The organism is Mycolicibacterium lacusdiani (assembly GCF_021916785.1).
GTDB classification, from domain to species: Bacteria; Actinomycetota; Actinomycetes; order Mycobacteriales; family Mycobacteriaceae; genus Mycobacterium; species Mycobacterium lacusdiani.
Genome location: NZ_JAKCFC010000008.1, coordinates 245,267 through 264,024, shown reverse-complemented (window position 1 = coordinate 264,024; position 18,758 = coordinate 245,267). Strand labels below are relative to the sequence as shown.

At 67.5% G+C, this 18,758-nt stretch carries 21 protein-coding genes; 3 read left to right on the top strand and 18 right to left on the bottom strand.

Going from position 1 to position 18,758, the window contains the following annotated elements; all coding sequences use genetic code 11:
• Positions 1-280 precede the first annotated feature (280 nt).
• A complete protein-coding gene (murA, locus tag LOK44_RS22775) occupies positions 281-1,534 on the bottom strand; it encodes a UDP-N-acetylglucosamine 1-carboxyvinyltransferase (protein WP_237572349.1) in 1,254 nt (417 codons plus the stop codon).
• A gap of 82 nt (positions 1,535-1,616) precedes the next feature.
• Here murA and LOK44_RS22770 point away from each other — a divergent pair, with 82 nt between their 5' ends.
• On the top strand, positions 1,617-2,192 hold the full coding sequence (locus tag LOK44_RS22770; RefSeq protein WP_237572348.1) for a cob(I)yrinic acid a,c-diamide adenosyltransferase: 576 nt from the start codon (positions 1,617-1,619) through the stop codon (positions 2,190-2,192).
• On the opposite strand, the gene LOK44_RS22765 is transcribed toward LOK44_RS22770, so the two are convergent.
• From LOK44_RS22765 to LOK44_RS22690, 16 genes are all read right to left on the bottom strand, one after another.
• Positions 2,189-2,635: a DUF2550 domain-containing protein gene (locus LOK44_RS22765; protein ID WP_163924105.1), complete on the bottom strand. Its 447-nt coding sequence runs from the start codon at positions 2,633-2,635 to the stop codon at positions 2,189-2,191. The genes LOK44_RS22770 and LOK44_RS22765 overlap by 4 nt on opposite strands.
• A 6-nt stretch (positions 2,636-2,641) precedes the next feature.
• The gene (locus tag LOK44_RS22760) at positions 2,642-3,007 is read right to left on the bottom strand and encodes a F0F1 ATP synthase subunit epsilon (protein WP_163924104.1); all 366 of its coding nucleotides are present in this window, start codon (positions 3,005-3,007) and stop codon (positions 2,642-2,644) included.
• 33 nt (positions 3,008-3,040) lie between these two features.
• Complete coding sequence (gene atpD, locus LOK44_RS22755; protein ID WP_163924103.1) at positions 3,041-4,474, bottom strand: F0F1 ATP synthase subunit beta; 1,434 nt, start codon at positions 4,472-4,474, stop codon at positions 3,041-3,043.
• Positions 4,475-4,512: 38 nt separating this feature from the next.
• Positions 4,513-5,439 carry a F0F1 ATP synthase subunit gamma gene (locus tag LOK44_RS22750; protein ID WP_237572347.1) on the bottom strand — a complete coding sequence of 309 codons (927 nt, stop codon included), beginning with the start codon at positions 5,437-5,439 and terminating at the stop codon, positions 4,513-4,515.
• 25 nt (positions 5,440-5,464) lie between these two features.
• Entirely contained in the window at positions 5,465-7,114 is a 1,650-nt protein-coding gene (atpA, locus tag LOK44_RS22745) for a F0F1 ATP synthase subunit alpha (RefSeq protein WP_163924099.1), read from the bottom strand.
• 72 nt (positions 7,115-7,186) lie between these two features.
• Positions 7,187-8,524, bottom strand: coding sequence for a F0F1 ATP synthase subunit B/delta (locus LOK44_RS22740; RefSeq protein WP_237572346.1), 1,338 nt, complete (start codon positions 8,522-8,524; stop codon positions 7,187-7,189).
• A complete protein-coding gene (locus LOK44_RS22735) occupies positions 8,525-9,040 on the bottom strand; it encodes a F0F1 ATP synthase subunit B (protein WP_237572345.1) in 516 nt (171 codons plus the stop codon).
• A 9-nt stretch (positions 9,041-9,049) separates the two neighbouring features.
• Complete coding sequence (locus tag LOK44_RS22730) at positions 9,050-9,304, bottom strand: F0F1 ATP synthase subunit C (RefSeq protein ID WP_163924093.1); 255 nt, start codon at positions 9,302-9,304, stop codon at positions 9,050-9,052.
• Positions 9,305-9,379: 75 nt separating this feature from the next.
• Positions 9,380-10,150 (bottom strand): F0F1 ATP synthase subunit A, encoded by a 771-nt coding sequence (gene atpB / locus LOK44_RS22725; protein ID WP_237572373.1) that lies wholly within the window; start codon positions 10,148-10,150, stop codon positions 9,380-9,382.
• Positions 10,151-10,161: 11 nt separating this feature from the next.
• Positions 10,162-10,638: an ATP synthase subunit I gene (locus tag LOK44_RS22720; RefSeq protein WP_237572344.1), complete on the bottom strand. Its 477-nt coding sequence runs from the start codon at positions 10,636-10,638 to the stop codon at positions 10,162-10,164.
• A 279-nt stretch (positions 10,639-10,917) separates the two neighbouring features.
• Positions 10,918-12,090 carry a glycosyltransferase family 4 protein gene (locus LOK44_RS22715; protein ID WP_163924086.1) on the bottom strand — a complete coding sequence of 391 codons (1,173 nt, stop codon included), beginning with the start codon at positions 12,088-12,090 and terminating at the stop codon, positions 10,918-10,920.
• A gap of 52 nt (positions 12,091-12,142) precedes the next feature.
• The gene (locus LOK44_RS22710) at positions 12,143-12,802 is read right to left on the bottom strand and encodes an L-threonylcarbamoyladenylate synthase (RefSeq protein WP_237572343.1); all 660 of its coding nucleotides are present in this window, start codon (positions 12,800-12,802) and stop codon (positions 12,143-12,145) included.
• Between the two features lie 16 nt (positions 12,803-12,818).
• The gene (gene prmC / locus LOK44_RS22705) at positions 12,819-13,646 is read right to left on the bottom strand and encodes a peptide chain release factor N(5)-glutamine methyltransferase (RefSeq protein WP_249784035.1); all 828 of its coding nucleotides are present in this window, start codon (positions 13,644-13,646) and stop codon (positions 12,819-12,821) included.
• Between the two features lie 5 nt (positions 13,647-13,651).
• On the bottom strand, positions 13,652-14,725 hold the full coding sequence (prfA, locus tag LOK44_RS22700) for a peptide chain release factor 1 (protein ID WP_237572341.1): 1,074 nt from the start codon (positions 14,723-14,725) through the stop codon (positions 13,652-13,654).
• Between the two features lie 87 nt (positions 14,726-14,812).
• Positions 14,813-15,064: a 50S ribosomal protein L31 gene (gene rpmE, locus LOK44_RS22695; protein WP_237572340.1), complete on the bottom strand. Its 252-nt coding sequence runs from the start codon at positions 15,062-15,064 to the stop codon at positions 14,813-14,815.
• A gap of 139 nt (positions 15,065-15,203) precedes the next feature.
• Positions 15,204-15,836 (bottom strand): maleylpyruvate isomerase family mycothiol-dependent enzyme, encoded by a 633-nt coding sequence (locus LOK44_RS22690; RefSeq protein WP_237572339.1) that lies wholly within the window; start codon positions 15,834-15,836, stop codon positions 15,204-15,206.
• Positions 15,837-15,901: 65 nt separating this feature from the next.
• Between LOK44_RS22690 and LOK44_RS22685 the strand changes: the two genes are divergently transcribed.
• A complete protein-coding gene (locus LOK44_RS22685; protein ID WP_237572338.1) occupies positions 15,902-16,336 on the top strand; it encodes a MarR family winged helix-turn-helix transcriptional regulator in 435 nt (144 codons plus the stop codon).
• On the opposite strand, the gene fadD1 is transcribed toward LOK44_RS22685, so the two are convergent.
• Positions 16,317-17,915: a fatty-acid--CoA ligase FadD1 gene (gene fadD1, locus LOK44_RS22680; RefSeq protein ID WP_237572337.1), complete on the bottom strand. Its 1,599-nt coding sequence runs from the start codon at positions 17,913-17,915 to the stop codon at positions 16,317-16,319. The two genes, LOK44_RS22685 and fadD1, sit on opposite strands and share 20 nt — an antisense overlap.
• A gap of 156 nt (positions 17,916-18,071) precedes the next feature.
• Between fadD1 and LOK44_RS22675 the strand changes: the two genes are divergently transcribed.
• Positions 18,072-18,692, top strand: coding sequence for a TetR/AcrR family transcriptional regulator (locus LOK44_RS22675; RefSeq protein WP_237572336.1), 621 nt, complete (start codon positions 18,072-18,074; stop codon positions 18,690-18,692).
• Positions 18,693-18,758: the final 66 nt, after the last annotated feature.

Sequence of the window (18,758 nt, the reverse complement as noted above, 5' to 3'; positions counted from 1 at the left end):
CGATCAGACAAAAGACACCAAAACTGGCATCCAAAAAAACATCACACCCCTAAACGAGAAAAAGAGGCATGACCAAACAACAAACAAAAACCACCAAACACACTATTGAGTTCTCAAACAACACACCTGGTTTTCAGGCAACCCCGCCAGCCTACAACATCAGACTCGGTGAGGTCAAGGCCCAACTTCCGTTCCGCTAGGTCCGGGCCGCTGGGCTTGAATACAACCTTACATGCACATGGCCAGTTCGCCAAAACCACAGCTAGACAGTGGAATACGGCTACGGTACGCGCTCGATCTCGGCGCCGAGTGCCACCAGGTTCTCCACGAACAACGGGTAGCCGCGGTCGATGTGGAACACGTCGTGCACTTCGGTGTCGCCGTCGGCGACCAAGCCGGCCAGAACCAGACCCGCTCCGGCGCGGATGTCGGATGCCCACACGGGTGCACTCGACAGCTGCGGCAGACCGCGCACCACGGCATGGTGTCCATCGGTCCTGGCGTCGGCGCCCAGCCGGATCATCTCCTCGACGAAGCGGAACCGCGCCTCGAAGACGTTCTCGGTGATCATCGAAGTCCCATCGGCGATGCAGGCAAGGCCTATCGCCATCGGCTGCAGATCCGTCGGGAAACCAGGGAAGGGCAGGGTCGCCACGTTCACGGCCTTCGGCCGTTCGTACTGGACGATCCGGAAGCCGTTGTCGTCCTGGGTCACCGTCGCGCCGGCGTCGTGCAGCTTGTGTAACACCAACTGCAGGTGTTGAGGATCGACGCCCGTCACCGAGATGTCGCCGCGCGTCATCGCTGCGGCTATCCCCCACGTCGCCGCGACGATGCGGTCGCCGATCACCCGGTGTTCGGTCGGGTGCAGTCGGTCGACGCCCGTGATGACCATCGTGTGCGAGCCGGCACCGGTGATCTGGGCGCCCATCTGGTTGAGCATCTCGCAGAGGTCGACGACGTCGGGCTCGCGTGCGGCGTTGTGGATCGTCGTCACACCCTCGGCCAGCACCGCCGCCATCAGGATGTTCTCGGTGGCACCGACCGACGGGAACTCCAGCTGTATCTCGGCGCCGCGGAGGTGATCCGCCTCGGCGACCACGCAGCCGTGCTCGATGTTGCATCTCGCGCCGAGTTGGCGCAGACCGGCCTGGTGCATGTCCAGCGGACGCGAGCCGATCGCGTCTCCGCCCGGCAACGCCACCTTCGCCTTCTTGCACCGCCCGACCAGAGGACCGAGCACGCACACCGACGCGCGGAACTGGCGGACCGCGGCGAAGTCGGCGTCGTACTTGAGTTCGTCCGGCGAGTCGATCCTCACCGTCGATCCGTCGAGGTCGACGGTGGCGCCCAGACCGCGCAACACCTCGGCCATCAGGGGGACGTCCAGGATGTCGGGACAGTTGGTGATGGTGCTGACGCCCTCTGCGAGCAGAGCCGCGGCCATCAGCTTCAGCACGCTGTTCTTTGCGCCCCCGACGGCTACTTCGCCCGACAACCGGTTGCCACCGGTCACCACGAATCGCTCGCTCACGCCGGTCAGTTTAAATCAGCTCAGGCCATGCCGATGGCCACCGACGATCCGGACGGACCGTGTCCGCGGGTACGGTTTCCCCATGGCAGTGCACCTGACCCGCATCTACACCCGTACCGGCGACGACGGAACCACCGGGCTGAGCGACTTCAGCCGCGTGTCGAAGAACGATCCGCGGCTGGAGGCGTATGCGGACTGCGACGAGGCCAACGCCGCCATCGGCGTCGCCGTCTCGGTGGGACGACCGGAGGAGAAGATGCTCGCGGTGCTGCTCCAGATCCAAAACGACCTGTTCGACGCCGGCGCCGACCTCTCGACGCCGGTGGTGGAGAACCCGCAGTACCCTCCCCTGCGCGTCCGGCAGGACTACGTCGACCGGTTGGAGGGCTGGTGCGACGAGTTCAACGACGCGCTTCCGGCGCTGAACTCGTTCATCCTCCCCGGGGGCACGGCACTGTCGGCCCACCTGCACGTCGCCCGCACGGTCACGCGACGCGCCGAGCGATCGGCGTGGCGGGCGGTCGAACAGCACGGCGAGACGGTGAACGTCCTGCCTGCCAAGTACCTGAACCGGCTGTCCGACCTGCTGTTCATCCTGTCGCGCGTGGCGAATCCCGACGGCGACGTGCTCTGGCAGCCGGGTGGCGACAGAAGCTAGTTCGACCGCCTGCGGGCGCGCGGCGACGGACGCGACTCGAGCCACGACGTGAACGCCGTCAGCGCGCCACGGTCCAGTGCCACCTCATAGCCGCGAAGGCGTTCGACGCTGGTGTCCCGAATCTCGAGCACCACGATCTCTTGACTCATGATGTCGAACTCGTCGCCACGCGGTGAGCGCCGCGACACCAGTTCGAGGCCGCGCCTCGGCAGACGCCGATCAGGCCACCAGCGGATGCTCGACAACCGGTAGAAACCCGCCTCGCCGCCGCGGTAGCGCATGACCCCGTGCCGCCAACCATGCCCATCGACCGCGGGCAGATCGCGCATGATCGCGGCCGTCCCGCCCACCTGCCGCAACTTCCACAGGCGGTAACCGAGGACGCCGACGACCAGTAACAACACACCGACCAGCGCGACCATGACCATCATGGACGCGCTCATCGGCGGCTAGTCGAGTTGGCCTACGGCGCGCAGACGCGCGCGTCCCCACGCCGCGGTGCGCTCGTCGTCGGACTCGGAGTCCTGCTTCGCCTCGTCGGCGTTGATCTCCGACTCGATCTGAGCGTTCTCGACCAGGATGCGGACGGCCTCCTCGGTGACGGAGAGGAATCCTCCGTCGACCGCGATGCGCAGGTCGTCCTCGCCCTCGCGCTCGACGCGGACCATCGCGTCGTCGACGAGCTGCGCCACCAACGGAATGTGCCGCGGCAGGATGCCGATCTCGCCCGCCGTGGTGCGGGTGAACACGAACGTCGCGTCGCCCGACCACAGCTCGCGCTCCACGGCCACGATCTCGACGTGCAATTCAGCCACGTCACACCGCCTTTCGGAGGATCGGAGCGCTCATCACAGCTTCGCGCCGAGGCTTTCGGCCTTCTTCGCCAGGTCGTCGAGCCCACCGATGAGGAAGAACGCCTGCTCGGGCAGGTGGTCGAAGTCGCCCTTGGTGAGCTTGTCGAACGCCTCGATGGTCTCCTTGAGCGGCACCGTCGAGCCGGGCTGGCCGGTGAACTGCTCGGCAGCCATCATGTTCTGGCTCAGGAAGCGCTCGATGCGGCGGGCGCGGTACACCAGCTGCTTGTCTTCCTCGGACAGCTCGTCGACACCAAGGATGGCGATGATGTCCTGGAGGTCCTTGTAACGCTGGAGGATTCGGATGACCTCCTGCGCGACGCGGTAGTGCTCGTCGCCAACGACGCTGGGGTGCAGGATCGTCGAACTCGACGCCAGCGGGTCCACCGCCGGGAAGATGCCCTTCGAGAACACCGCACGCGAGAGTTCCGTGGTGGCGTCGAGGTGCGCGAACGTGGTCGCGGGCGCCGGGTCGGTGTAGTCGTCGGCGGGCACGTAGACGGCCTGCATCGAGGTGATCGAGTGACCACGGGTCGAGGTGATGCGCTCCTGCAGCTCGCCCATCTCGTCGGCCAGCGTCGGCTGGTAACCCACCGCGGACGGCATGCGGCCGAGCAGCGTCGACACCTCCGAACCCGCCTGGGTGAACCGGAAGATGTTGTCGATGAACAGCAGCACGTCCTGCTGTGCCTCGTCGCGGAAGTACTCCGCCATGGTCAGCGCCGAGAGGGCGACGCGCATACGCGTGCCCGGCGGCTCGTCCATCTGACCGAACACCAGGGCGGTGTCCTTGAGCACGTTGGCGTCCGCGAGTTCGACCCAGAGGTCATTGCCCTCGCGGGTGCGCTCCCCCACGCCGGCGAACACCGAGGTGCCACCGAAGTTACGGGCGATGCGGTTGATCATCTCCTGGATGAGCACCGTCTTGCCGACGCCTGCGCCGCCGAACAGGGCGATCTTGCCGCCGCGGACGTACGGGGTCAGCAGGTCCACGACCTTCAGGCCGGTCTCGAGCATCTCGGTACGGGGCTCGAGGGAGTCGAAGGACGGCGGCTTGCGGTGGATCGACCAGTGGTCGAAGTCCTCGCCGTAGCCGGGCTCGTCGAGGCAGTTGCCCAGGGCGTTGAACACGTGGCCCTTGACGCCGTCGCCCACGGGCACCGAGATCGAGCGTCCGGTGTCGGTGACCTCGACGCCACGGACCAGTCCGTCGGTCGGCTGCATCGAGATGGTGCGCACCAGGCTGTCGCCCAGGTGCTGCGCGACCTCGAGGGTCAGCGTCTTGGCCATCTCCTTGTAGGTGATGTCGGCGTGCAACGCGTTGAACAGTTCCGGCACGGAACCCCGCGGGAACTCGACGTCGACGACCGGGCCGGTGATGCGGACCACGCGACCTGCGGTCTTGGTGTCTTCTGCGGTGGCAGTCATTTTCTTCTTCGCTTCCTGACGGGGCGTGGTTCTAAGAATTATCTGGAGTCGGCGAGCGCATTGGCGCCACCGACGATCTCGCTGATTTCCTGGGTGATCTGGGCCTGGCGCTCACGGTTGGATTCCAACGTCAGTGCCTTGATCAGATCGTCGGCGTTGTCACTCGCCGACTTCATCGCCCTGCGGCGCGAAGCGGATTCGGACGCCGCGGCCTCGAGCAGTGCGGAGTAGACGCGGGTTGCCACGTAGCGGGGCAGCAGCGCGTCGAACAGCGTCTCGGCGCTGGGCTCGAACGAGAACAGCGTGCGCGGGCCCTCGTCCGGGGCGTCCTCGACGTACTCGACGACCATGGGCGCGATCCGGCGTGCCTCCGCCGACTGGGACAGCATCGAATTGAATTCGGTGAAGACGATGTGCAGCTCGTCGACACCGAGAATGCCGTCTTCGCCGGCGTCGTCACCCTCGTCGTCGGCGCCGGACATGAAGGCCGAGACGAGCACCTCGGCGATCTCCCTGGCCTGCTCGTAGGTGGGACGCTCCGAGAAACCGCTCCACGACTCCACGACGTCGCGGCCCCGGAAGTTGTAGTAGCCCAGCGCCTTGCGGCCGACGGTGTACACGACGGGTTGCTTGCCCTCTTCTCGCAGCAGCGAGAAGAGTTCCTCGGAACGCCGCAACACGTTGGCGTTGTAGGCGCCGCACAACCCGCGGTCGGACGACACGACCAGAACGCCTGCGCGCTTGGGCGATTCACGCTCCACGAGCAACGGGTGATCCAGCGCGCTGGCTCCCGCGAGCTCGGTGAGCATGTTGGTGATCTCGCCGGCGTAGGGCCGAGCCGCTTCGACTCGGGCCTGCGCCTTGGCGATCCGCGACGTCGCGATCAGTTCCTGGGCCTTGGTGATCTTCTTGATCGACCCGGCGGAACGGATGCGGCCGCGTAGCTCCCGCAGTGTGGCTGCCATCTAGCTTTTCCAGACCTCTCCGGTCCTAGTTCTTCTTCGGAGCGGGCTTGCGAACCTTGACCGATTCCTTCTCGACGTCATCGGGGTCCATCGCCTCGGTCTCGGACTCGTTGACCACGACCGAGCTGCCGTCGGTGGCCGAGAAGCCCTGCTTGAACTCGTTGACGATCTTCTCGAGGGCTTCCTGGGCGTCCTCGGGGAACTTCTTGGTCTCCCGGATCTGCTTCAGGGCGTCGTCGTGCGAGCCGCGCATGTGCTCGAGGAACTCCGTCTCGAAGCGCTGAACGTCCTCCACCGGAACCGAATCCAGGTGTCCCTTGGTGCCGAGGAAGATCGCGACGACCTGCTCCTCGACCGGCAGCGGGCTGTACTGCGGCTGCTTGAGCAGCTCGACGAGGCGGGCGCCACGCTCGAGCTGAGCCTTCGACGTGGGGTCGAGGTCCGAGGCGAATGCCGCGAACGACTCCAGCTCGCGGTACTGCGACAGGTCGAGGCGCAACGAACCCGCGACCTCTTTCATCGCCTTGATCTGTGCGGCGCCACCCACGCGGGACACCGAGACACCGACGTTGATGGCCGGTCGCACGCCCTGGTTGAACAGGTCGGACTCCAGGAAGCACTGGCCATCGGTGATCGAGATGACGTTGGTGGGGATGAACGCCGAGATGTCGTTGGCCTTGGTCTCGATCACCGGCAGGCCGGTCATCGAGCCGCCGCCCAGCTCGTCGGACAGCTTCGCGCAACGCTCGAGCAGACGCGAGTGCAGGTAGAAGACGTCGCCGGGGAAGGCTTCGCGGCCCGGCGGGCGGCGCAGCAGCAGCGAGATCGCGCGGTAGGCGTCGGCCTGCTTGGTGAGGTCGTCGAACACGATCAGGACGTGCTTGCCGTCGTACATCCACTCCTGGCCGATGGCCGAACCGGTGTACGGCGCAAGCCACTTGAAGCCGGCGGGGTCGGAGGCGGGGGCCGCCACGATGGTGGTGTACTCCATCGCGCCACCCTCTTCGAGCGCCCGCTTGACGCTGGCGATCGTGGTGCCCTTCTGGCCGATCGCGACGTAGACGCAGCGCACCTGCTGCTTGGGGTCGCCGGACTCCCAGTTCTCGCGCTGGTTCAGGATCGTGTCGACGCAGACTGCAGTCTTGCCGGTCTTGCGGTCACCGATGATCAGCTGGCGCTGGCCGCGGCCGATCGGGGTCTGCGAGTCGATGGCCTTGATGCCGGTCTGCAGCGGCTCTTCGACGCCCTGGCGCTGCACCACCGACGGTGCCTGCAGCTCGAGCGCGCGACGCTTGTCCGATGCGATGTCGCCCTGTCCGTCGAGCGGCTGACCCAGCGGGTTCACCACGCGACCGAGGAAGGCGTCACCGACGGGAACCGACAGGACCTCGCCGGTCCGCTTGACCTGCTGGCCCTGTTCGATCTTCTCGAAGTCGCCCAGGATCACGGCGCCGACGCTGTGCTCGTCGAGGTTCAGCGCCACGCCGAGGACACCACCGGGGAACTCGAGGAGTTCCTGGGTCATGACCGAGGGCAGGCCTTCGACGTGCGCGATGCCGTCACCGGCGTCGATCACGGTGCCGATCTCTTCACGCTCCGTGTCGGCGGCGAACGAGGATACGTAGTCCTCGATGGCGCCTTCGATGTCAGAAGCGGAGATTGTCAACTCTGCCATGTTCTCGTCTTCCTACCTTGTCTTTGATGAAGCGTCTGAGTCGGTGCCATCGGTTCGTCGCGCATGCGCTCGTCAGTCCGGTAGCTGGGTCTGTGCGGCGGCCAACCGGGATGCGATCGACCCGTCGATGACCTCGTCGCCGACGGCGATCGACAGACCACCGAGCACGTCGGGGTCGACGGTCAGCTGAATGGCGACCGGGTGTCCGTAGATGCGGGAGAGCACCTCGGTGAGCCGGGTGCGCTGGGCATCCGACAATTCGGCTGCGGCGACGACCTGGGCGACGACTTCGCCACGACGGGCGACTGCCAACTCCGCCAGGTCGGTGACCGCCTCGTCCGCGCGCTCGCCGCGCAGCAGGCCAACGGTCTGCTTGAGCAACGCTGCGGCCGTGGCGTTCACGTCCGAGCCACCGGTGAGCACCTTGTCCAGCAACTGGATTCGGCCATCGACCGGCGCCGTGTAGTCGCTCAGGATGCTCGACAGCCGCGGCTCGGAGTCGAGGACCCGGCCGAAGCGGAAGAGTTGATCCTCGACTTCGTCGACCTCGCCTGCGGCCTCGGCCCGCTTGAGCAACGCCAGCCGAGCGGTGTGCTCGACGCCGTCGACCAGATCGTCCTCGGCGGACCAACGCTGCGACACGGCGGTGCGAACCAGGCTCAGGGTCGGGTCGCCGACCTTGCCCGAGAGCAACCGCTCGGCCAGCCGGACCTTGGCGGACTCGTCGTCCGTCGGCTCGGCGAAGTGCTTCTTGAGCGTGGGCTCGCTGACCATCAGCCGTGCGACCGAAGCCAATTCGTCGGCGACGGTGGTGAGGCCGTCTGCGTCGAGGCCACCGGCCACGCCGTCGAACTCGTTGCTCAGGGCAGCAAAGGCGTCCCGGCTGGCGGAGCGCAGACGCGCCGATGCACCGGTCTCGATCGTGGCGCTCGACGGTGCCATCTCGTCGAGTTCGTCGAGGAAGCGGTCGACGGTGGCGGCCTGAGCCGCCGGGTCGGCCACGTGCGAGCGCACCAGGTCGCTCGCCTTCTGCACGGCCTCGTCACCGAGACCGGCGCGCAGTTGGCGGATGAGCTGCTGGCGCATGAACTGAACCTGCTGTGCGCCTTGGGCCTTGATCCGCTCGGCCTCGGCGCCGGCCTGCTCGGTCAGCTGAGCCGCGATGCGCTCCGAGTCGTGCTTGGCCTCTTCGGTCACCTTGGCCGACTGGGCCTTGGCGTCCTCGAGGGCCTTGGCGTGCATCGCGTCGGCGTCGGCCAGCTTGCGGCTGGCCTCTTCACTCTCGGCGAGTGCGGCGCGAACGGCCTCCTGCTGCTTGTGCATCATGTTGCGGACCGGCGGCACCACCCACTTGTAGATGATGAACGCGATGGCCGCGAAGCCAATCAGCTGTCCGATGAAGATCGACATCTAGCGGCTCCCGCTCGTGTTCACGTCTGGCTTGACGTCGATGCCGAGTATCCGGCTGGCCAACTTGGCGGACAGCCCGTCGACCGACGACTCGAGTTCGGACTGTGCGGCCGAACCCTGTTGCGACAACTGCTCGTCTGCGGCACGGACGGTGTCCGCGACCTCGCTGCTGGCCTCGGCGCGCTTCTCGTCGACCACGCGTCGGCCCTCGTTGCGGGCCTCGTCGCGAATCGCCGAGGCCTCGCCCCGAGCACCGGCCATCGTCTTCTCGTAGTCGGCCTGTGCGGCAGCCACCTGCTCTGCCGACTTGCGGTTGTCGGCCGCGGTCTTGGCCAGCATGGCCTCACGTTCGGCGAGGACCTTGCTGACCGGCGGCACGACCCACTTCGCGATCACGCCGAGCACGATCAAGAAGATGAGAAGGACGGCGAAGAAGGTGCCATTGGGGATCAGGAAGTTGCTGGTCCCCCCGCCGCCTTCTTCCGCGGCGAGAATCGTTGCGGTCAGTTCACCCATGCCGACGGACTACTGCAGACCCGGCGTGGCGAAGACGAACAGCGCCATGAACGCCAGGTTGATGAAGTATGCGGCCTCGACCAGACCGACGGTGATGAAGAACGGCGTGAACAGCCGGCCCTGGGCCTCGGGCTGCCGGGCAATTCCGGAGATCAGTGCGTTACCGGCGATGCCGTCACCGATACCGGCGCCGATGGCACCGCCACCCATGATCAGGCCGCCACCGATCAGCGCGCCAGCCGTGATGATGGCGTTGGGATCCATTCCTTATTCCTCCTTGATAGCTGATGGCCGCGCCATCAGAGTTCGGGTCGTTCGTTCGTCGTTCGGTAGGTGTGGTCAGTGCTCGTCGTGATCGAGTTCCATCGACTGGCTGAAGTACAGGATCGTCAGCAGCGCGAAGATGAAGGCCTGGATCAGACCGACGAAGAGGTCGAACGTCTTCCAGATCGCGTTGGGCGCCCACTGGATGTACCAGGGGAACATCGCGATCAGCGCGACCAGGATGCCGCCGGCGAAGATGTTGCCGAAGAGTCGAAGTGCGAGCGAGATCGGCTTCGCGAGTTCCTCGACGATGTTGATCGGGGCGAGGAACGCGACGTGACCCTTGACCACCTTGATCGGGTGGCCGATGATGCCGCGGCGCCACACGCCTGCGGCGTGGTAGCAGATGAACACGAACAGTGCGAGCGCGAGCACGAAGTTGATGTCCGACGCGGGCGCCTTGTACAGCTCGGCCGCTGCGCCGTCCGCCCCGCCGTACTGCAGCGGGAACACCGCGAGCCAGTTCGACACGAGGATGAAGACGAAGATCGTCACGGCGAGCGGCAGCACGAACGGCGCCACCTTCATGCCGATCGAGCCCTCGATCTGCTGGCGCATCTGGATGGTCAGCGCCTCCCAGAAGAGCTGCACGCCACCGGGAACCCCGGTCGAGGTGACCTTGGACTTCAGGAAGAACGCCAGCCCGATGACGATCAGCGCGCTGATCGCGGTTGCGATGATCGTGTCGCCGTTGAACGTCATGCCGAACAGTTCGAACACCAGGATGTGGTGCCCGACGTGGATGGCGGCGCCACCCTCTTCGGCGGCGAGAACGGTTTGGTTCATCAACTCAGTCATCAATCCTTCGATTCCGTGTCGACCACTTGATGGTCTTCGCGCGAGCGCTCATCCACGTTGAGCCCCTCGCCGCGAATCTTCCTGAGCACCGGAATGCTGGTGCTCATCACCAGCAGTGCTTGGAAGATCGCCAGACCGAAGAGCACCGCGATCCCGCCATGTGCCTTGAAGACGAATGCGACAGTCAGTGCGACTGCGGTGATCACCAGCAGTCGGGTCGCCGAGTTGACGGCCATCTTCTTCTTGAGTGGGTGATCCTCGGCGGTGATGGCCTCGACCGCGCGACGCACCAGCATCGCGTTGAGCAAACCGAGGCCGAGACCCACGCCGAAGAACACGCCGAAGAGGAAATTGCCGGTGAATGCCGACGCCGCGATCGCGACTGCGGTGAGTGCCACGCAGACCACGAGCAGACGGAGAGGCCGGAAGGCCACTGCCGGGAACACCAACGGCGCGTCCTGCGCTGGCGTCGTCACTGCGTCACCCCCATCCCGCTTTCACGAGAGACCATTCCCCTTTGAATAGTGATGCTCCGGTGCCGTGCCCGACGAGCGTAACGGAGGGCATGCGGCGCGCTGGAATCACCCAAGGGGTAGCTCCCTTTGTCGGTCGTAAGTCGGCGCCGATCGGTGTTTCTGACCGATGGGCCGGGCCGGCAACCCGCGAGGTTTTTCGGGTTCTGCCAGTAACGTACCACAAGGTAGAGAGCCAAAAAACGGGCCTACTACTAAACGTCGTACCCGACCTTCGCGGAGCTAGTCTGCGAAGTCGCTGGGAGCTTCTCCCCCGCGTTTGAGCAGTGGCACCAGCGTCGCGACGATGGCCACGACGATCGCAGCCAGCATCACCGCGCCGGTGTAGCGCGGGTCGAAGAAGATCGTGCTCGCGGCGCCCAGCGCGACGATTCCGACCCATAGATAGATCAGCAGGACGACTCGGCGGTGGGAGTGGCCGATCTGCAGCAGCCGGTGGTGCAGGTGCATCTTGTCGGGACTGAACGGACTGCGGCCGGCGCGGGTGCGGCGGACGATCGCCAGCAACATGTCGAGCGCGGGGACGAACATGACGGCCACCACGAGCAGGAACGGCGAGAGCAGTGCGAAGACGTCACGTGCGCCGTAGGCGTTCTGCGAGATGGGCCCCGCCGCGGTGGTCGACGCGGCCGCGAGCATCAGCCCGATCAGCATCGAGCCGGAGTCGCCCATGAATATCCGGGCGCGGTGGAAGTTGTGCGGCAGGAATCCCAGGCATGCCCCCGCGAGGACGACCGAGATGACCGCGGGCGGGTAGAACAGCACGTCGCCGCCGTGATCGCGCAGCAGTCCGATCGAGAAGATGCAGATTGCTGCCGCGGTGATGAGGCCGAGCCCCGCCGCGAGCCCGTCGAGGCCGTCGACGAAGTTCATCGCGTTGACGATCGAGACCGTCAGCGCCAGCGTCAGCAGGATCGACGTCACCTGATCCAGCACGATGGTGCCGACGCCGCCGATGGGGATGTAGAGCACGCTCCAGGCCACGCCCATCGTGACGAGCACGCTCGCCGCGGTGATCTGGCCGGCGAACTTGGTCAGCGCGTCCAGACCCCACCGGTCGTCGATGACGCCGATCGCCATGATGAGCCCACCTGCGACGACGACGGCGGGCATCCCCGACGAGTAGACGAAACCCCGTGTCAGAGCGGGCAGTTGCGACGCCAGAAGCACGGCGACGACGACCCCGATGTACATCGCGAGCCCGCCCATGCGCGGCGTCGGCTGCAGGTGGACGTCGCGTTCCCTCGGGTAGGCGACCGCACCCCACCGGGTGGCGAGCGCGCGGACCCAGCCGGTCGCGAAGTAGGTGATGATGGCCGCGGTCAGCCCGACGAGCGCCAGTTCCCGCAGCGGCACGCCCGCGCCGCGGTCGGACAACGCGAGCAGGCCCTCCACGGGACTGAACCGTACTCGACCTCGCTGAGAGCGACGAACCCGTCGGGTTCGCTCAGTCCGGTGCGTCGGTGAGCGACTCGGCCTCGATGTCGAGCACTTCCGCGATGGCATCCGCGGTGATCGGCCCCTGCCGCAGTAGGCGCGGACGGGCCCCCGTGAGGTCGACGATCGTCGAGGCGGCCTGCCGGGCGGACGTTCCCGCCTCGAGGTAGACCTCCACCAGATCGCCGAGCTGCTCGTGGGCCTCGGCGGCGGTGACGGCGGCGGGTTGCCCCGAGATGTTCGCGCTCGAGACCGCCATCGGCCCCACTTCGCGCAGCAACTCGATTGCCACCGGGTGCAGCGGCATCCGCAGCATCACGGTGCCGTCGGCGTCGCCGAGATCCCAATGCAGCGACGGTGCCTGCCGCACGACCAGGCTCAACGCGCCCGGCCAGAACGCGCGAATGAGTTCGCGCGCCGCGCCGGGCACCGAGTAGACCAGGCCGTCGATGGTGTGCCAGGAGCCGACCAGGACGGGCACGGGCATGTCGCGGCCACGGCCCTTCGCGGCGAGCAGCGCGGAGACGGCCGATCCGTTGAAGGCGTCGGCGCCGATGCCGTAGACGGTGTCTGTCGGCAGCACGACGAGGCGGCCGCCTCGCAACGCGCTGACGGCCGACGCGATGCCGGTCGCGCGGGTGTCGGGGTCGGAGCAGTCGAACGTCGTCATGTCGGGTCCCAGCTTCTCACCCGGCCCGCGTCGCGGTGACGAAGCGTGGCCGTCCGGCCAGATCGCGCCGGGGCGTGACGTCGGTGAAGGCCCCGCTGCGGTCGAACACCGCGGCCGTCGCGCCGGAGGTCGTGTCGTCGTGCTCGACGCCTAACCATCCGCCGCGGCGCAGCAGTCGGACGGCGTGCGCCACGATCGGCTCGATGACGGCCATGCCGTCGGGACCGCCGAACAGGGCGTGGTGCGGGTCGTGGTCGGCGACCTCGGACTCGAGTTCCGCCCCGTCGGGGATGTAGGGCGGATTCGCGACGATCAGGTCGACCACGCCGTCGCGGCCGGCGAGCAAACCGTCGGCGGTGACGTCTGCCGCGACGAGTTCGACCGCGGTCCCGGCGACGTTGCGGCGCGCGTAGGCCAGCGCCTCCGGCGAGTCGTCGACGGCGATGACGGTGGCCGTCGGCAGCGCCCGCGCCAGCGCGACGGCGAGTGCGCCCGATCCGGTGCAGAGGTCGACGATCACCGGGCGTTCCGGCAGCGGTTGCGCCATCGCCCACTCGAGCAGTGACTCGGTCTCGGGTCGCGGCACGAACACCCCGGGGCCGACGCCGACCGTGACGGGCCCGAACGCCGCGGAACCGATGAGGTGCTGCAGCGGGATGCGCCGCGCCCTCGCGTCGACCAGTTCCCGGAACCTCGGGTAGAAGTCGTCGTCGGGTTCGGTCAGGAAGAGCCGCCCGCGGTCGACGCCGGCGACGTGTGCGGCGAGCTGTTCGGCGTCGGCTCGCGCGCTACCGACCCCGGCCGCCGCGAGCACGTCCGAGGCCTGCGCGACGGCGTGCCGCATCGAACTCACGCTTCCTGTAACCGCGCCTGTTTGTCGGCGGCGGCCAACGCGTCGAAGAGCGGATCCAGGTCGCCGTCGAGCACCTGGTCGAGGTTGTGCGACTTGAAGTTGATCCGGTGATCGGCGATGCGGTTCTCCGGGTAGTTGTACGTCCGGATGCGCTCGCTGCGGTCGACGGTGCGGATTTGGCTGGCGCGGTCCGCCGACGCGTCGGCAGACGCCTGCTCCTCGGCGAGCGCCTGGAGACGGGCGGCGAGCACCACCATGGCGCGCGCCTTGTTCTGCAACTGCGAGCGCTCGTTCTGGCACGTCACGACGATGCCGGTCGGCAGATGGGTGATGCGGACCGCGGAGTCGGTGGTGTTGACGCCCTGTCCACCCTTGCCCGACGAGCGGTAGACGTCGATGCGGAGATCGGACTCGTCGATCTGGACCTCGGCGACGTCCTCGGGCTCCGGATACACCAGGACGCCGGCGGCCGAGGTGTGCACGCGACCCTGGGATTCGGTGACCGGCACGCGCTGGACCCGGTGTACGCCGCCTTCGAACTTCAGTCGCGCCCAGACGCCGTCAGCCGAATCGCCCTTGCTGGCGATGGTGAGCGTGGCGTCCTTGTAGCCGCCGAGGTCCGAGGTGGTCTCGTCGAGCACGGTCACCGTCCAGCCGTGCCGCTCGGCGTAGCGGATGTACATCCGGGCGAGGTCGGCGGCGAACAGTGCCGATTCCTCGCCGCCCTCGCCGGACTTGACTTCGAGCACGACGTCGTCGGCGTCGTGGGGATCGCGTGGGGCGAGCAGATCGGTGAGGTGGCGGTCGAGTTCGGCGACGCGCGCCTCGAGTTCGGGCACCTCGGCGGCGAACGACTCGTCGTCGGCGGCGAACTCGCGTGCCGTGTCGAGGTCACCGCGGGCAGTCTCGAGCTTGCGGTAGGTCGACGCGATCGGCGCGACTTGCGCAAAGCGGCGCCCGACTCGCTTGGCCGCACCGGCGTCGGCGTGCAGGGCTGGGTCGGAGAGCTGCCGTTCGAGGTCGGCGTGCTCGGCCAACAGTGCCTCGATCTTGGGAGCGTTCTCGCTCACGGGTGCCTCCGTCCCATACCGTCCATTGAAACGAGAACGGCGCCCGTACCCGTCGCGGATGCGACGGATCGGGCGCCGTTGACGTAGCTAGTTGTCGGCGCTTGCGGTTTCGCTACCGGCATCGCTGCCGGCCTTGCGCTTGCCGTAGCGCTTCTCGAAGCGAGCGACGCGGCCGCCGCTGTCGAGGATCTTCTGCTTGCCCGTGTAGAACGGGTGGCACTGCGAGCAGACCTCGACCGTGATCTGGCCGCTGTCCTTGGTGCTGCGCGTGTGGAAGGTGTTGCCACAGCCGCAGACCACGGTGGTCTCGTTGTACGTGGGGTGAATACCCGATTTCATCTCTAAGTCCTCTTCAGTCGTTGGCCGCCGGGTCGCCTGCTCCCTGACCTGGGAGACATCAGACGTGAACCGGAACCGAGGTCGACGGCCCATTATGCCAGGTCAGCCGCCAGTGTCATAAACGCCCGCAGACCGGCCGCTATTCCGCGTGATCCAACGCGGACGCCAGGGCGGCCGTGTGCCCCGACAACCCGCCGAGACCGATGCGTCGGCCGGCCAGCACCAGGACGATGTCGCGTACCGCCCCCGTCACGGCGTCGCCGGATCCGAGCCGAAGTGGCGCGTCGGTGGCGGTGAACGACATGTTGCCGAACCGTCTGCGGGCGTTGAACGGAAATCCCATGGCCCACAACCGCTCGGCGGCGACGATCGCGGGTGCGATGGGCATCGGCCGGTCCACGCCGAGCGGGACCGCGATGTCCTGGCCGTGAACGAGGACGTCGAGCAGCGGGTCGGCTACGGCGGTGCCCGGGGGTCGTCGCCGACCGCCCACCATCGCGCGCAGCGCCGCGACGATCTCCTCCGGCGTGCTGGCGTCCTCGCGTGCGACCCGGGCGATCATGTGGTTGAAGCGGAATCCGGAGCGCAGCGCTTCCCAGGCCATCCGTGCCAAGGGAGTGTGCCCGTGGGTCAGGTGTACGGCCACGTCACGCACGGTCCAACCCGCGCACAGCGAGGGCGTCGACCACTCGTCGTCGGTGAGGGTCGCGAGGAAGTCCGCGAGGTCGGCGCGCTGCTGATCGATCCAGTGCCAGGTCTCGTCGGTGTTCATGCCGGCCCTCCGATAGTCAGGTTTCCTGTCTAAATTAGACAGGGATCCGTACTAAAGTCAATGGCGTGACCGATCCGCCGAACACCGCGACGCTGTTGTTCATCGCGCATCGGGCGGCCGAGACCCAGATCTTCGAGGCGCTCCGCACGGCCGGGTTCGACGACCTGACGGTGGCTCAGTGCCGCATCGTGCAGCGGCTGAGCCCACGCGGCATCCGCGTCACCGACCTTGCCGAGCAGGCCCAGGTGACGAAGCAGACGGCGGGCGCACTGGTCGACGAACTCGAACGCAGCGGCTACGTCGTGCGCACGACCGATCCCGCGGACGCACGGGCCCGCCTGATCACGCTCAGTGCGAGGGGCGAGAAGCTCTGCGCCGCCGCCGCGGCCGAGGTCGCCAAGGTCGAGGACGAGTGGCGCACGCACGTCGGGCCAGAGGCCTACCGCCGACTACGCGAGATGTTGATGTCGTTGCGCGAGATCACCGATCCGTACTGCTGACCGTGCGGTCGCCGAGCACGTGAAATGCCTTGCCGTCGCGCTTCCACAGCACCCTGCCCGCGGCATCGGTGCCGAGTGCCACGAGTTCGCGCTTGAGGATCTTGTTGGTCGCCGTGCTGGGTAGGTCGTCGGCCAGCCACACGAAGCGCGGCCACGCCTTGGGCGACAGATCGCGCTGGGCCGCGAGGAACGCGGCGAACTCCTCCGGCGACAGCGTGGCGTCGTCGCGCAGCACGATCGCGGCCATCACCTGGTCCCCCACGTACTCGTCGGGCACCGGGTAGACGGCGACCCGGCTGATTGCGTTCAACCGCAACAGGATTCGCTCGATGGGCGCCGTCGTGAGGTTCTCGCCGTCGACCCGCATCCAGTCGGCGGTGCGGCCGGCGAGGTAGATCCAGCCGTCGGCGTCGCGGTAGGCGAGGTCGCCCGACCAGTACATGCCGTGCCGCATCCGCTGATCGGTGGCGCCCTGATCGTTGTAGTAGCCACGGAACAGGCCGCTGCCTCCGGTGTTGACCAGCTCGCCCGTCGCCGCGTCCGCGTTGAGCAACGCACCGGTCTCGTCGAACCTCGCCACCTCGCACTCCCGAACGGTCTCCGGGTCGTAGATCGCAACGCCCGGGAAGCCCTTCCCGATCGAGCCGGTCGGGCAGTCCTCGGGTCGGGTGATGATGACGGCGGTCTCGGTCGACCCGAACCCGTCCCACACCGTGCACCCGAAGCGTCGGCCGAACTCCTCGATGTCGCGGTCGGCCGCCTCGTTGCCGAACGCGATGCGCAGCGGGTTGTCGACGTCGTCGGACTGCTCGGCCGTCGCCAGGATGTAGGCCAGCGGCTTGCCGACGTAGTTCATGTACGTGGCGCCGTAGCGCCGCACGTCGGACAGGAAGCGCGACGCCGAGAACGTCGCGGGTGCCATCGCGGCGCCGGCACCCAGCGCAACGCTCCATCCGGCGTAGACCGCGTTGGAGTGGAACAGCGGCATGGCGAGGTAGCAGACGTCGGACGCCTCGAGCCCGTACCGCTCCACCAGCGCAGTACCGGCGAACAGCACCATCGCGTGCGGCACCTCGACCGCCTTGGGCTCACCGCTGGTGCCGGAGGTGAAGATCATCATGAAGGTGTCGTCGGCGACGACCTCGCGGTGCGGCACCAACTCCGGCGCGTGCGCCACCCGGTCCGCCCACTCCTCGGTGGATACGTCGATCACCGTGACGCCCGGGAGTTCGAGACCGTCGAGCAGGTGGCGATGGTCTGCGTCGGTCAGCAGGATCTGGACGTCCACCCTGGCCACGTCGCGGGCCAGCGCGTCACCGCGCCGAGTGGTGTTGACGCCGCAGAGCACGTAGCCGCCGAGTGCCGCGGCGGCCAGCGCGGTCAGCATGTCGGGCGTATTGCCCAGCAGGACGCCGACGTGCAGCGGCCTGCCGGGTGCGGCCATGGCCACCAGCGACGCGGCCTGCGCCGTGGCCTCGGCCACGTGTTCGCGCCACGTCCAGGTCCAGTCGCCGTACCTGATCGCCGTGGCGTCGGCGTCGGCGCGCTCGCGGAGCAACTGTTGGAGCGTGTCGGTCATCGTTGGCCACCTCGCCGCTAGTGAACAGATCTCGCAATGTGTCTACCATCCTCGGGTCGACACACGGTAGCGTCTGGCCATTGGCAGAATGCATCGAATCGATCTCCAGCGCGGCGAAATGAGCCCGCCAAGCACGTGCCGACGAAGGGCTAGCCGTTGACCAGCACCCCGGCCCTCTCGGGGGCCCACTCCGCGACCGTGCGGGACCGCCTGATCGACGCCGCCGAGGTGTGCCTGCGCGCCAAGGGCATCCGGTCGACGACGGTGTCCGAGATCGCCGAGGTGGCCGGAGTGTCACGCGGCTGGCTGTACCGCCACTTCCCCGACAAGGTGACGCTGCTGGGTGCGGCCATCGTGCGGCTCAACGACGCCTACTGGTCGGAGTCGCACGCCCTACTCGCCGAGATCGACGGCCTGGACCAGCAGATCGCCGCGGGCATCACCCATGGCAGGTCCGCATACGACGACCCTGGCGCGCTGCTGATGAAGCTGCGGGTCGAGGAGCCCGAGGACTTCGCGGCCTGCGCGGGCGCCGGGGTGCACGGACTCGTCCCCGACCTTGCGGCGTTCTGGAGGCGCTATCTCGTCGCGGCGCGCGACGCCGGTGAGGTGCACGCCGCCGTGCGGGTCGACGAGGCGTCGGAATGGGTGGCCCGGGCCATCCTGTCCCTGACCACCGTGCCCGGCGAGCACTTCGACGTCGGCGACCCGGCTGCCGTGCTGGCGCACGTCAGGCGGTACGTCATGCCGGGCCTGCGGTCGGGCCCGGAGGCTTAGCCGCCGGCTCGGGACACGACACGGCCCCGCACGCCGAAGCGTGCGGGGCCGTGTCGTGTCAGGCGA